This window comes from Crossiella sp. CA198, from assembly GCF_052078295.1.
Lineage (GTDB): Bacteria > Actinomycetota > Actinomycetes > Mycobacteriales > Pseudonocardiaceae > Crossiella.
Window position 1 is genome coordinate 114,034 of the sequence record NZ_JBQJIM010000012.1, and the last position, 12,604, is coordinate 126,637.

Annotated in this window: 11 protein-coding genes; 6 read left to right on the forward strand and 5 right to left on the reverse strand. The window is 71.2% G+C overall.

The genetic code is table 11. The annotated features are described in order from the left end of the window. The first annotated feature begins 87 nt into the window (after window positions 1–87). The 4 genes from ngcE to ACTOWY_RS21210 all read left to right on the forward strand — a co-directional run bounded on the left by ngcE (window position 88) and on the right by ACTOWY_RS21210 (window position 4,721). Window positions 88–1,494 (forward strand): N-acetylglucosamine/diacetylchitobiose ABC transporter substrate-binding protein, encoded by a 1,407-nt coding sequence (ngcE, locus tag ACTOWY_RS21195; RefSeq protein WP_441311388.1) that lies wholly within the window; start codon window positions 88–90, stop codon window positions 1,492–1,494. Further along, a complete protein-coding gene (locus ACTOWY_RS21200; protein WP_441311389.1) occupies window positions 1,491–2,399 on the forward strand; it encodes a carbohydrate ABC transporter permease in 909 nt (302 codons plus the stop codon). The genes ngcE and ACTOWY_RS21200 overlap by 4 nt, the downstream gene beginning before the upstream one ends. Continuing rightward, window positions 2,396–3,211, forward strand: coding sequence for a carbohydrate ABC transporter permease (locus tag ACTOWY_RS21205; RefSeq protein WP_441311390.1), 816 nt, complete (start codon window positions 2,396–2,398; stop codon window positions 3,209–3,211). The genes ACTOWY_RS21200 and ACTOWY_RS21205 overlap by 4 nt, the downstream gene beginning before the upstream one ends. A gap of 100 nt (window positions 3,212–3,311) precedes the next feature. Continuing rightward, entirely contained in the window at window positions 3,312–4,721 is a 1,410-nt protein-coding gene (locus tag ACTOWY_RS21210; protein ID WP_441311391.1) for a carboxypeptidase regulatory-like domain-containing protein, read from the forward strand. A gap of 55 nt (window positions 4,722–4,776) precedes the next feature. Here ACTOWY_RS21210 and ACTOWY_RS21215 read toward each other — a convergent pair whose 3' ends face one another. Together ACTOWY_RS21215 and ACTOWY_RS21220 are read right to left on the reverse strand one after the other, a co-directional pair. Then, window positions 4,777–6,231, reverse strand: a complete 1,455-nt coding sequence (locus tag ACTOWY_RS21215; RefSeq protein ID WP_441311392.1) for an MDR family MFS transporter — start codon at window positions 6,229–6,231, stop codon at window positions 4,777–4,779. Between the two features lie 169 nt (window positions 6,232–6,400). After that, the gene (locus ACTOWY_RS21220; RefSeq protein ID WP_441311393.1) at window positions 6,401–7,033 is read right to left on the reverse strand and encodes a hypothetical protein; all 633 of its coding nucleotides are present in this window, start codon (window positions 7,031–7,033) and stop codon (window positions 6,401–6,403) included. A 106-nt stretch (window positions 7,034–7,139) separates the two neighbouring features. Between ACTOWY_RS21220 and ACTOWY_RS21225 the strand changes: the two genes are divergently transcribed. Further along, entirely contained in the window at window positions 7,140–8,114 is a 975-nt protein-coding gene (locus ACTOWY_RS21225; protein WP_441311394.1) for a TIGR01777 family oxidoreductase, read from the forward strand. Here ACTOWY_RS21225 and ACTOWY_RS21230 read toward each other — a convergent pair. The 3 genes from ACTOWY_RS21230 to ACTOWY_RS21240 all read right to left on the reverse strand — a co-directional run bounded on the left by ACTOWY_RS21230 (window position 8,090) and on the right by ACTOWY_RS21240 (window position 11,706). Beyond that, window positions 8,090–9,079 (reverse strand): anion permease, encoded by a 990-nt coding sequence (locus tag ACTOWY_RS21230; RefSeq protein WP_441311395.1) that lies wholly within the window; start codon window positions 9,077–9,079, stop codon window positions 8,090–8,092. The two genes, ACTOWY_RS21225 and ACTOWY_RS21230, sit on opposite strands and share 25 nt — an antisense overlap. After that, window positions 9,079–9,699: a DUF47 domain-containing protein gene (locus ACTOWY_RS21235; protein WP_441311396.1), complete on the reverse strand. Its 621-nt coding sequence runs from the start codon at window positions 9,697–9,699 to the stop codon at window positions 9,079–9,081. The genes ACTOWY_RS21230 and ACTOWY_RS21235 overlap by 1 nt, the downstream gene beginning before the upstream one ends. A gap of 81 nt (window positions 9,700–9,780) precedes the next feature. After that, window positions 9,781–11,706 (reverse strand): BTAD domain-containing putative transcriptional regulator, encoded by a 1,926-nt coding sequence (locus ACTOWY_RS21240; RefSeq protein ID WP_441311397.1) that lies wholly within the window; start codon window positions 11,704–11,706, stop codon window positions 9,781–9,783. A 201-nt stretch (window positions 11,707–11,907) separates the two neighbouring features. Between ACTOWY_RS21240 and ACTOWY_RS21245 the strand changes: the two genes are divergently transcribed. Next, complete coding sequence (locus tag ACTOWY_RS21245) at window positions 11,908–12,336, forward strand: Ohr family peroxiredoxin (protein WP_441311398.1); 429 nt, start codon at window positions 11,908–11,910, stop codon at window positions 12,334–12,336. Window positions 12,337–12,604 lie beyond the last annotated feature (268 nt).

Sequence of the window (12,604 nt, forward strand, 5' to 3'; positions counted from 1 at the left end):
GGTTGCATCCGGCGCTGGACATCGACACCGGGCGGGCCCTCGGTCACGATCAGAGTCGGAAATCCCTCCACCAGAAGGGGGCCCGACATGGCAACCACCAACATCTCCCGCCGCGCCCTGCTGCGTGCCGCGGCCGTGCTCGGGGTGTCCGCGCCGCTGCTCGGCGCCTGTATCACCGGCGGCGGGCCGGGCGCCGGACCGGGTGAGCGCGGGGAGCGCAGTGCGCGCAACCCGTTCGGGGTCAAGCCCGGGTCACCGCTGGAGGTGGTGGTCTTCAAGGGCGGCTACGGCGACGACTACGTCCTAGCTGCGGAGAAGGTCTACCTGGAGCGATACCCGGGCGTGGCGATCGAGCACCGGGGCATCCAGCAGGTCGGCGACACCCTGCGGCCGCGGTTCGTGGCCAACACCCCGCCGGACGTGGTGGACAACACCGGCGCCGGCGCGCTGGACATCTCCGCGCTCGCGGCCGCCGGTCAGCTCACCAACCTGGCCGAACTGCTCGACGCCCCCTCCTGGGACGACCCGAACGTCACCGTGCGGAACACCCTGCTGCCCGGCGTGGTCGAGGACGGCGAGCGGGACGGCGTCTGCGTGCACCTGAACTACACCTTCACCGTGTGGGGCCTGTGGTACTCGAAGTCCTTGTTCGACCGGCAGGGCTGGACCTACCCGGCCACCTGGGAGGCCATGCTCGCGCTGTGCGCGGAGATCAAGAAGACCGGTATCGCGCCCTGGACCTACCAGGGCAAGTACCCGGACTACGTCACCGATCCACTGCTCACCATGGCCGCCAAATCCGGCGGCATGGACCTGGTGCGGGCCCTGGACAACCTGGAACCCGGCGCCTGGCGGCACGAGGCGGTGCGTGGCGCGGCCGAGGCCTTCGCCGAACTGGCCGGACGCGGTTACCTGATGCCCGGCTCGGAAGCGTTGTCGCACACCGAGGCCCAGGCCGCCTGGTGCCAGGGCAAGGCCGCGTTCATCCCGTCCGGCTCCTGGCTGGAGAGCGAGCAGCGCGAGGTCACCCCGCCGGGCTTCGAGATGACCCTGGGCGTGCTGCCCGCGCGCACCACGGCCGACAAGCTCAAACCCACCGCGCTGGAAGCCTCCAGCACCGAGTCCTACCTGGTCCCGGCCAAGGCCAAGAACATCGCGGGCGGACTGGACTTCCTGCGGATGCTGTTCTCCCGCAACGCCTGCCGCGAGTTCGCCCGGACCGCGGGCACGCTGCCCTCGGTGGCCGGGGCCACCGACGGACTGACCCTGTCCAGCGGACTCGGCTCGGTCAGCGCCGCGGTGCGCGCGGCAGGCACCGAGCTGATCAGCTTCCGGCACCGCGGCTGGTATCCGCAGCTGCGCAAGGCCACCGACGACGCGGTCGGTGAGCTGATCACCCGGCGACTCACCCCGGCGGCCTTCGCCGACCGCGTGCAACTGGCGGCCGACGCACTCGCCAAGGACTCCGGCGTCAAGAAGTACACCCGCAAATGAGACGGCGGGGGCTGGGTTTTGTCGCCTGCGCCTTGTTACCCGCGTTGCTGCTGCACGTGGTGTTCGTGCTCTCCCCGTACGCGCAGGCGTTCTACCTCTCGCTCACCGACTGGAACGGGGTGGCCGGGCAGGCGCGGTTCGTCGGGCTGGACAACTTCGTCCAGCTCGGCTCGGACCCGCTGTTCCTGGCCGCGGTGCGCAACAACCTGATACTGCTGCTGACCCTGCCACTGGGCACCATCGCACTCGGCCTGTTCCTGGCCACCGCGCTCAAGTTCGGCTCCCGCGGTGGCCGCTCCGGGGTGCGCGGGGCCCGGTTCTACTCGATCGTGTTCTTCTTCCCGCAGTTGCTCTCGGTGGCGATCGTGGCCGTGCTGTGGGGATTCGCCTACAACCCGAACAGCGGACTGATCAACGGCGGGCTGCGCGCACTCGGCCTGGACGGGCTGGCACGCAGCTGGCTGGCCGAGCCGGGACTGGCCCTGTTCGCGGTGCTGGCGGTGCTGATCTGGTCCGGCGTCGGCTTCTACCTGGTGCTGTTCAGCGCGGCCATGGACGCCATCCCGCGCGAGTTCTACGAGGCCGCGCTGCTGGACGGCGCCGGTCAGTGGACCACGTTCCGGCGGATCACCTTGCCGCTGCTGTGGGACAACGTGCAGGTCGCTTTCGTCTACCTGGGCATGGCCGCGCTGGACGGCTTCGCGCTGGTGCAGATCATGACCGTCGGACCCGGCGGACCGGACGGCGCCACCGAGGTCATCGGATTGTCCCTGTACCGCAACGCCTTCAGCTTCAGCCGGTTCGGCTACGCGGCCGCGATGGGGGTGGCGTTGTTCTTCGGCACCCTGGTCTTCGCGGTGCTGGCACTGCGCGCGGGCCGCCGGGAGCGGGTGGAGCTGGCATGAGACGGATCCCGCTGCACCTGGCGCTGCTGGGCTGGACCCTGGTCACCGGGTTTCCGTTGCTGTGGGCCGCGCTCAGCGCGCTCAAGACCGACCGGGAGATCCTGACCAGCCCCTGGTCGCTGCCGGAGAGTCCACAGTGGACGAACTTCGGCCGGGCCTGGACCGAGGCCGACATCGGCCGCTACTTCCTCAACTCGGTGCTGGTGGTCGGCGGCGCGCTGGCGCTGACCATGCTGCTTGGCGCGCTGGCCGCCTACGCGCTGGCCCGCTATCCCTTCCGTGGCAACAGGTTCGTCTACTACCTGTTCGTCGCCTCGATGTTCTTCCCGACCTTCCTGGCGCTGGTGCCGCTGTTCTTCACCGTGCAGCAGCTGGGCCTGCTCGGCACCCACCTCGGGCTGATCCTGGTCTACACCGCCTTCGCCACCCCGTTCACCATCTTCTTCCTGCACGCCTTCTTCCGCGGCCTGCCCAGCGCGGTGGCCGAGGCCGCCTTCATCGACGGCTGCTCGCACGCCGGGGTGTTCTTCCGGATCATGCTGCCGATGGCCCGCCCCGGCCTGATCTCGTTGGCCATCTTCAACTTCCTCGGCCTGTGGAACCAGTACCTGCTGCCGCTGGTGCTCAACCCGGACCCGGACAACTATGTGCTCGCCCAGGGCCTGGCCGCGCTGTCCACCAGCCAGGGTTACCGCGGGGACTGGAGCGGGCTGTTCGCCGGGCTGACCATCGCGATGCTGCCGGTGCTGGTGGCCTATGTGGTGTTCCAGCGGCAGATCCAGGCGGGGGCCACCGCGGGCGCGCTCCGCTGACTGTGGTCTGGATCACGTTGGGCAACCTAGATCAAGACTCCAGTGTGTACAGGAGAAGCCACGCGCGGTGGGCGCGCGGGCAGTCGAGGGGGAACAGCGCATGGGGTCGTTGTTATCGGCACGCGTGCTCACCGGCGCGGTTGTGTTGTCACTGGCGGTCAGTGGGTTGGTCGCGGGCACCGCGTCGGCGGCGGAGGGGCCGGACATCCGCAGCACGGTCTCGGTGCCCAGCGGGACCTACCTGCCGGGGGACCCGATCACCGTCAAACTCACCGTGACCAACGTCGGTGACCGGGGCGCCTACTACCTGCGCAAGCACGAGCAGTACGTCTCCGGCACCGGGTTCCACATCCAGGACATCAGCGACTGGGGTGATCTCGGGCCGGGCGGGCTCGGCGCGAGCTACCTGCCGGGGCAGTCCCGGGAGTACACGCTGCGCGGGCACCTCGGCGGGTGGGGCGGCGGGGACGCCCGGTTCAAGCTGGGCCCGTTGTCGCGCAACGATGTGAACCCGGCCGACGACCTCGGCGAGGCACTGGTGCCGGTGGTCTCACCGGAGACCAAGGTGGTGGTCAGCGGGCAGATCTACGGCGACGCCGACCTCAACGGCGCGCCCTCGGCTGGGGAGGGCCTGGCCGGGGCGACGGTGGAGCTGCGTAACAACGAGGGCGCGCGCACCGCGGTCACCGGCGCCGACGGCGGGTACTCCTTCCCAGGGGTGGCCACCGGCAAGTACTCGGTGAGCGTGCAGAGCCTGCCGGGCGGCTGGATCAGCCACGGGCACCAGGAACTGCGGCTGGACGGCGCGTCACCCGAGGTCAAGGTGCCGTTCCGGGCGCTGCGACCGCTCGCGGAGTCGCTGCGGGTCACCGTTGGACTGGACCAGGCGAGCTACCCGGTCGGCGCTGAGGCCGAGATCCGCCTGACCCTGACCAACACCGGGACCCGGCCGCTGACCGGGATCCACGTCGCCTGCGACCGGATCGACAACCGCCTGCAGCTGGAGGTCCCGCCGGAGGGCTGGGGCGAACTCGGCTACGACGCGGCCGGTGCGACGGTCCAGCCGGGACAGACCCGGGAGTTCCGGGTGCGTGGCACGGTGCCCGCGCACGGCGGGGTGCGCGGCTACCTGTACCAGAGCTGCGACTTCTACCAGCTGGAGGAGCACTCCGACGGGCAGCCCAGCGGACTGCTGGTGGCCAAGGTGACCGGGCGGGACGGGGCCGTCAGCGGCACGCTGTTCGACGACCGGAACAACAACGGCGCCGTCGACGCGGGTGAGGGGCTGGCCAACCAGGAGGTCCGGCTGATCGACCTGGACAACGGCCACGAGTTCACCGCACAGACCGACGGCGCGGGCCTGGTCAAGCTGGCCGGTCCGGCCGGGCGGTACCGGATGACGGTGCAGGGCTGGGGTTTCGTGCGCAAGGACGTGGTCTTCGACGTGGTCGCGCCGCCGAGTGACTTCAGCGGCTGGGCACACGTGCTCCGGCCGATTCCGGGGCGCTGAACGCGCGAAGGGGGACCGGCGAACTCGCCGATCCCCCTTCGCGGGTCAGGATTTCTCAGTGCATGGCCGGTGCGGCCGGGGCGCTGCCCGGCTGCTTGGCGCGGACGAAGAACGATCCGGCCAGGGCGACCAGGCCGATGACACCGGCCACCAGGAAGGCCATGTGCAGGCCCTCGACGTCCGGGCTGCCGGTGGAGCGGTCCACACTGCCCACCGTGGCCACGGTGATGAACACCGCGGTGCCCAGCGCGCCCGCCACCTGCTGGAGCGTGGCCAGGATCGCGCTGCCGTGCGAGTAGAGCTGCTCCGGCAGCGAGCCGAGGGACTCGGTCATCAGCGGGGTCATCATCAGGCCGAGGCCGATCATCAGCAGCACGTGGATGCCGATCACCGCGAGCAGCGGCGAACCCGGGCCGAGCAAGGAGAACAGCCACAGCGAGACCGCCATGGACAGCGCGCCGGGTATCACCAGCGGGCGGGCGCCCACCTTGTCGAACAGCTTGCCCACCGGGCGGCCGAGCAGACCGAGCACCAGACCGCCGGGCAGCACCGCGAGGCCGCTGACGAAGGTCGAGGTGTGCAGCACGGTCTGCAGGTACAGCGGTAGCAGGATCGCGCCCGCGCCGATCAGGCACACGAACAGCAGTGCGCTGAGCACGAGCCCGACCACGAACGAACGGTGCGTGAACGGCCGCAGGTCCAGCAGTGCCTTGTCCTCGCGCTGCAGGCGCAGCTGCCGCCAGCCGAAGATCAGCAGCGACACCGCGCCGACGAGCACCGCGACCCACGGCGGCACCGGCGAATGCCCGCCCGCGGACTCACCACTGGCGGAGAGGCCGTAGAGCAGACCGCCGAAACCGAGCGCGGACAGCAGCACCGAGAACAGGTCCAGCGGCACCGGGCGGGTCTCGCTGTGGATGCGCAGCAGGGCCAGGCCGGCCACCAGGGCGCCGACCGCCAGCGGCAGCACGATCAGGAACATCCACCGCCAGCCCAGCGAGGAGAGCACCGCGCCACCGATGGTCGGCCCGACGGCCGGGGCCACCGCGATCACGATGGTGATGGTGCCCATGGTCGCCCCGCGCCGCTCCAGCGGCACCAGGCGCATCACGGTGGTCATCAGCAGCGGCAGCATCACCGCGGTGCCGACGGCCTGCACGACCCGGCCGGCCAGCAGCACCTCGAAACCGGGCGCGACGCCGCAGAGCAGGGTGCCCAGGGAGAACGCGGTCAGCGAGACCGCGAAGACCTGGCGCGGGGTGAAGCGTTCGAGCAGGAAGCCGGTGGTCGGGATGACCACGGCCATGGTCAGCAGGAAGCCGCTGGTCAGCCACTGGATCGTGGTGGTGGGCACCTTGAGGTCTACGGTGAGGTCCCGCAGCGCGACACTCATGATGGTCTCGTTGAGGATCATCACGAACGCGGAGAGGACTAGCACCCCGATCAGCAGACCGGGGCGCGCCGGAGCTTGCTCCGGGCGCGGCGGGGCGGTGGTGGTGCTGGTCGTCATGGGGAGTGCTCCTGGCGGATCCGAGCCTGCGGTGATCAGGGAGGATGGGGAAACGATGGGCGACGGGCCCGGACAGCCCCCCAGCGTCACCTGATTAGGGTAACCGTTCTCCCGATCTGGTTCTTCCCAATTAGCCAGCAGCTGAAAGAGGCGCGGATCACAGCGCGGATCAGCGTTTGCCGTGCACAAAAGGATCCAGTTCGGCGGCGAAGGCGGCCTCGCCAACGCGCTGGCCGATGTTCTGGGCACCCGCCACGAGCAGCCCGCGTGGGCAGTGGTTCTCACTTCCGGGCAGGGTGAACTGCCCGATTTTCCGCCCGGTCCGGGCTTCTAGGACGGTGAAGCTGTAACTGGCGGGCACGATGTCCACGGCGCGCGGCCGTTTGGTCTCCTGGTCGGCGCAGTCACAGGTGCCGGTGCGCTGGGTGCCCGCCGGGGTGGGCAGGTACGCGCAGACGACCAGGGTCACCCGGTTCCGGTCGAGCTGGTCGGACATGGCCGGGTACCACCGCCGGGGTAGCAGCGGGGCGCCTGGACTCAGCGTGCTGACCAGCCAGCTCCCGCTGTGCAGCGCGGCCACGGTGGCCAGGTGCGGGCCGGGGCCGCGGTACTCGGGGCTGCGCGGGTTGTACGGGACGCCGTCGTAGCACCACTGCCGTTCCGGCACGGTCTCGGTGGGCCGGGGTTTGCCCGAGGTGGGGGCTGCCACAGCTGTGGTGGCGGGTGGTGGGGGCATGCAGCCGGGGAGCGAGAACAGCACGCAGACCACCGCCGCGACCCGGGCGGTCGTCACGATCTTCATCCGGGGATCGCACCACGGCTGGTGTGGCAGGTGTCCAGGGTTGGCAGGGTCCGGCCAGTCGAACGCAGTTTTGAGCGATCGCTTAATTCTGTTGTACGGTGGTGCCATGAGGATCGTGCTGCCCGGGGGAGCCGGGCACATCGGGGAATTTCTCGGCCGCGCGCTGGTCGCGCTCGGCCATCAGGTGGTGGTGCTGAGCCGGCGTCCCGCGCCCGCGCCCACACCGGGGATCGAGTGGCTGCACTGGGACGGTCGAACGCTCGGGCCGTGGGCCGGGCGGATCGACGGCTGCGACGCGGTGGTCAACCTGGCCGGGCGCAGCGTGAGTTGCCGCTACACCGCGGCCAACCTGCGCGAGATGATGGACTCCCGGGTGCACTCCACCCGGGTGATCGGCGAAGCCATCGCCCGCGCCGATCGCCCACCGGCGACCTGGTTGCAGATGAGCACCGCCACCATCTACGCGCACCGGTTCGACCAGGCCAACGACGAGACCACCGGCGAGATCGGCGGCGGCGAACCCGGGGTGCCGGACTACTGGGCCTACAGCGTGCGGATCGCGGAGAACTGGGAGGCGGCCCAACGGGAATCCGGCACCCCGGACACCCGGCAGGTCGCCCTGCGCACCGCGATCGTGATGAGCCCAGGACGCGGCGGCGCCTTCCACGTGCTGCGGCGGCTGACCCGGCTCGGCCTGGGCGGCCCGGTCGCGGGCGGGAAGCAGTACGTGTCCTGGATCCACGGCCAGGACCTGGTCCGCGCGGTGACCTTCCTCCTGGACCACCCGGAGCTGACCGGCCCGGTCAACCTGGCCGCGCCGAACCCACTGCCGCACCGGGACCTCATGCGCGCACTGCGTGCGGCACAAGGGATCCCGGTGGGCCTGCCGGCCACGAAGTGGATGACCGAACTGGGTGCGTTCGCCCTCCGCTCCGACACCGAACTACTGCTGAAAAGCAGGCGGGTGGTGCCAGGACGACTGCTGGAGGCGGGTTTCCGCTTCGACTTCCCGGACTGGCCAGCCGCGGTGACGGACCTGCTGCGCCGGGAACCGCGTCACCACAACGCCGTGATGCCGTAGGTGGCCGCGGCCACCGCCGCCGAACCGGGCAGGGTCAGCACCCAGCCCTTGGCGATATCGGCCGCCACCGACCAGCGCACCGCCGAGCGCCGGGTGGTGGCCCCCACGCCCATCACCGCCGAGGTGATCACGTGCGTGGTGGAGATCGGCGCGGCGAAGACGAACGCGGTCAGGTACAGCACCGAGGACGCGGCCAGTTCGGCGGCCAGACCGTGCGGCGGGGTCAGGTGGAAGATCCGCCTGCCCAGCGTGCGCATGATCCGCAGGCCGCCCGCGTAGGTGCCGGCGGCCAGTGCCAGCGCACAGGCCAGCACCACCCAGAACGGGACGTGGAAGCCGACCTGCTGACCGCCGATGACCAGGGCCAGCACGATCACGCCCATGCTCTTCTGCGCGTCCTGCAGGCCGTGACCCAGCGCCAGGCTGGAGGCGGAGACGATCTGCGCCCGGCGCATGCCGCGACCCACCTTGTGCGCGTTGCCGTTGCGGAAGGCCCACATGATCCCGGTCATCACCAGGTAGCCCAGGGTCAGCCCGACCAGCGGTGAGACCACCATCGGCACCACCACCTTGATCAGCACCCCGGACCAGTGCACGGTGGTGGCCGAGGCCAGCGCCGCGCCGACCAGACCGCCGATCAGCGCGTGCGAGGAGGAGGACGGCAGGCCGAAGTACCAGGTGATCAGGTTCCACACGGTGGCCCCGACCAGGGCGGCCAGCACCACCCGCAACCCGTGGTCGCCGACCGGGGTGTCGATCACCCCGGAGGCCACGGTGACCGCGATCGCGGTGCCCAGCAGCGCGCCGATCAGGTTCATCACCGCCGCCAGGGCCAGTGCCGCGCGCAGGGTGAGCGCTCTGGTGGACACCGCGGAGGCGATGGCGTTGGCCGCGTCGTGGAAGCCGTTGGTGTAGTCGAAGGCCAGCGCGAGCACGACCACCACCACAAGCATGGTGGACAGCATCAGGATTCCTTGACCGCGATGGTGCGCACCACGTCGGCGACGTGCTCGAAGGCGTCCGCGGCGGCCTCCAGCTGGTCGACGATCTCCTTGAGCTTCATGACCTCCAGGGCTTCCAGCCGCCCGTCGTAAAGCCGGGAGAGCAGTCGCCGGTAGGCCTTGTCCGCCTCGTTCTCCAGCGAGTTGATCTCGACCCAGTAGTCGGTCAGCCCCTGCGGGTCGGCCAGCCTGGGCAGCGCCTCGGCGGTGAGCTGGGCGGCCCGGCTGAGCAGCTCGACCTGGTCGTCCACGCCCTCGGGCAGCACGTCCACCCGGTACAGCATGGTCAGGTCGACCGCGGCGTCGATGTCGTCGACCACATCGTCGAGGCGGACCGCGAGGCGGTAGATGTCCTCGCGGTCGAACGGGGTGACGAAGGACCGGTCCAGGTGCTCGATGATGGCGTGCGTGGCACGGTCACCGACGTGCTCCAGCTCGTGCAGGCGCTCGGCCAGCTCGGCACGCCGCTCATCGGGCGCGCGCACGAACTCCCGCAGCACGTCCACGCTGGCGGCGATGTTCGCACCGGCTTCGGTGAACAGCTCGAAGAACCGCCGACTGGTGGGCTTCCGGCTTAGTCGCATTGTTGGTCAGCCACCCCGTCGTGGTTGGTGCTTGGTCATGCGCGCAACCTAATACGCGGTATCGGACCGGTTGCGCGTGGGTTAACGGGAGCTGGCCGGGTCCTTGGCGAGCAGCCGGGCGAGGTCCTGTGCGGGGGCGTCGGCGATCTTGCCGGCCTGTGCGGCCAGGGCCCAGCGGTTGGGTTCGTCGGCCGGATTCCAGCTGGCCGCGGTGTCCAGATGGTGCCGGGTCAGCCGGGTCAGGGCGGCCTGGCAGGCGGCCTCGCCGTCGGTGATGAGGGCCTGGGCGCGGGCGGCGCGGCGCAGTGGTCCGCGCAGCCGGTAGCGGCCCTCGGCCACCGGCTCTAGGAGGTGTGTCTCGACCAGGGCGTCGAGGAGGTCCTCGGTGGTGGCCGGGTCGGCGTCCAGGAGGGCCGCGGCGGCGGGCAGCGTGGTGCTGTCGCCGTCGGGCACGGCGAGCAGCCGCAGCGCCCGGCCCTGGTCGGCGGGAAGCGCTTGCAGGGTGGCGGCGTAAGGATCCTCGGCGGGCGGCACGGCTGGGGCGCTGAGGCGGCGGAGGGCGGTGGCCAGGCTCCAGTCCGGGCGGGCGGCCAGCCGGGCGGCCACGTTGTGCAGCACCTGGGGCAGGCCGTCGGCGTGCGCGAGCAGGGCCCGCACCGACTCGGGGTCGGTGTCGAGGCGGTCCGCGCCGATCGTGCGGGCCAGCAGTTCGCGCTGTTCGTGGGGGTCGAGGCCGGGCAGGGTGTGCCAGCGGGCGTGGGTGAGGCCGTGTAGCCGTTGGCGTGCGGTGAGCAGCATCGCGGGGCCGCCGGTGCCGGGCAGCACGGCGCGGATCCGGTCCTCGTCCACCGCGTCGTCGGCGACCAGCAGGATGCGCTGCCCGCAGGTGAGGGTGCGCCACAGCGCGCTGCGCTCGGCTCCGTCCGCCGGGACCTCGGTGACGCCCAGCGCGCGCAGCAGCACCGGCAGCGGGTCGGGGGTCTGGGCGCCGCGCAGGTAGACGTAGAACTGCCCGTCCGGGAAGTGCTCGGCGACCAGGTGCGCCAGGTGCACCGCGGCGGCGGTCTTGCCGATGCCGGGCCCGCCGGTGAAGGCGTGCACCGGCACCCCGGATTCCTGGGGGCGCAGCTGGGCGGCGATCCCGGTCAGCAGGGCCTGGCGGCCGGTGAACTCGGGCAGGTCCGGGGGCAGCTGCATGGGTTTGCGGGCGCGTTCGGCCGAGGACAGCGGGCGCACCGGGGTGGGTCCGGTCAGGCCGGGGTCGGCACGCAGGATGCGGCGCTGCATCTCGCGTAGTTCCGCGCCGGGGTCCAGGCCCAGTTCGTCGGTGAAGCGGCGCACCGCGTCCTGGTACAGCTCCAGCGCCTCGGCCTGCCTGCCGGAGCGGTAGAGCCCCAGCATGATCAGCACCCGGGCGCGTTCCCGCAGCGGCTCCTCGATGATCAGCGGGGTGAGCGCGGAGACCGCCTCGACGTGCCTGCCCAGTTCCAGTTCGGCCGCGGCCAGGTCCTCCGCCGCGGTGAGCCGCAGTTGCCGCAGCCGTTCGCGTTCCCGCTCGGCGTACTCCCCGCGCACCCCGGCCAGGGGCAGGCCCTGCCACAGTTCGAGGGCGGCCCGCAACGCGGTGGCCTCGGCGTCGAGTTCGCCGGTGCGGCGGGCCTCGCGGGCGGCGGAGAGCTGCTGCTGGAAGTCGGCCAGGTCCAGCTGACCGGGTTCGGTGGCCAGCGCGTAGCCACCGGCCACCGACCGGATCACCGAGGCGGGCCGGGCATCGCCGAGCGCGCGGCGCAGCCGGGAGATGTAGGAACGCACCATGCCGCCGACCGCGGGCGGCGGCGCACTGCCCCACACCGCCTCGACCAGCACGTCCTGGGTGGCCACCGTGCCCTCATGCAGCAACAGCACCCCCAGCAGCGCGCGTTGCTGCGGCGCCCCCAGATCGGTCTCGGCCCCATCCAGCCAGGCGCGGACCGGACCCAGCAACTCGAACCGCAGCCGTCTGCTCACCCGCCCCACCCTAGGCCCGATCGGCCTAGTGCCCGGCCCCGCCGCCACCGTCGACTTGGGCAAAGTGGTACGCCCACTTGGGCCAACTTGGCGTACGAGTTGGGCCAACTGGGCGGCGGAGCGGGCTGGTGACCGGGTCTGGAGCTGCGCGTCAACAACTCGTTCGCGGGGAGTGTGCACGGGGCTGGTCTGGTGGTCGGCATGACAGCGACTGAGTACACCGCCGCCGTGACCGTGACCGGCGAGGGCCGCAACGGCGGCCGCGCCGTGGCAGCCGACGGCGCCCTGGACGTCCGCTTCGCCATCCCCAAGGAACTGGGTGGCGCCGGCGGCGCGACCAACCCCGAACAGCTGCTCGCCGCGGGCTGGGCCTCCTGCTTCCTCGGCGCCACCCGCCGCGCCGCCACCGCCGCCAAGGTGCCGCTCAAGGACCTCGCGGTGGTGGCCGAGGTGACCCTGCACCACGACGGCGCCGGCTCGTTCACCCTCAGCGCCGCCCTGCACCTGGAGGTCACCGGCATCGACCAGGACACCGCCGAGCGGCTGGGCCGGGAGGCCCACCAGATCTGCCCCTACTCGAAGGCACTGGGCCCGACCATCCCGGTGACCATCGACGCCACCGTCGCCTGAGCCGCCGCGCTCAGCCGGCCGTCGCCGCGGCCGGCTGGGCCCCGAACCGGACAACCGGCAGTCTTGTTCACTTCCGCTTTGTGGCAGATCTGGTGCGAATCGGGGTAGGGGTGGTGTAAGGCAGCCCACCCTTTGTAGGTTCCCTACAAAGTGACGGCCCCGGCATGCGCGATCCGGGACATAGGTTCGCGCGACTGCGATCCAGCAGGGTATGTACTCGGTGCAGGCGACGCTCCGGGACCCGGACGTCGCCTTCCGCACGCGCGTA

Excerpts from the sequence above, each read along its gene's own strand:
- ngcE (WP_441311388.1), top strand. The coding sequence starts at position 88 with ATGGCAACCACCAACATCTCCCGCCGCGCCCTGCTGCGTGCCGCGGCC.
- ACTOWY_RS21200 (WP_441311389.1), top strand. The coding sequence starts at position 1,491 with ATGAGACGGCGGGGGCTGGGTTTTGTCGCCTGCGCCTTGTTACCCGCG.
- ACTOWY_RS21205 (WP_441311390.1), top strand. The coding sequence starts at position 2,396 with ATGAGACGGATCCCGCTGCACCTGGCGCTGCTGGGCTGGACCCTGGTC.
- ACTOWY_RS21210 (WP_441311391.1), top strand. The coding sequence starts at position 3,312 with ATGGGGTCGTTGTTATCGGCACGCGTGCTCACCGGCGCGGTTGTGTTG.
- ACTOWY_RS21215 (WP_441311392.1), bottom strand. The coding sequence starts at position 6,231 with ATGACGACCAGCACCACCACCGCCCCGCCGCGCCCGGAGCAAGCTCCG.
- ACTOWY_RS21220 (WP_441311393.1), bottom strand. The coding sequence starts at position 7,033 with ATGAAGATCGTGACGACCGCCCGGGTCGCGGCGGTGGTCTGCGTGCTG.
- ACTOWY_RS21225 (WP_441311394.1), top strand. The coding sequence starts at position 7,140 with ATGAGGATCGTGCTGCCCGGGGGAGCCGGGCACATCGGGGAATTTCTC.
- ACTOWY_RS21230 (WP_441311395.1), bottom strand. The coding sequence starts at position 9,079 with ATGCTGTCCACCATGCTTGTGGTGGTGGTCGTGCTCGCGCTGGCCTTC.
- ACTOWY_RS21235 (WP_441311396.1), bottom strand. The coding sequence starts at position 9,699 with ATGCGACTAAGCCGGAAGCCCACCAGTCGGCGGTTCTTCGAGCTGTTC.
- ACTOWY_RS21245 (WP_441311398.1), top strand. The coding sequence starts at position 11,908 with ATGACAGCGACTGAGTACACCGCCGCCGTGACCGTGACCGGCGAGGGC.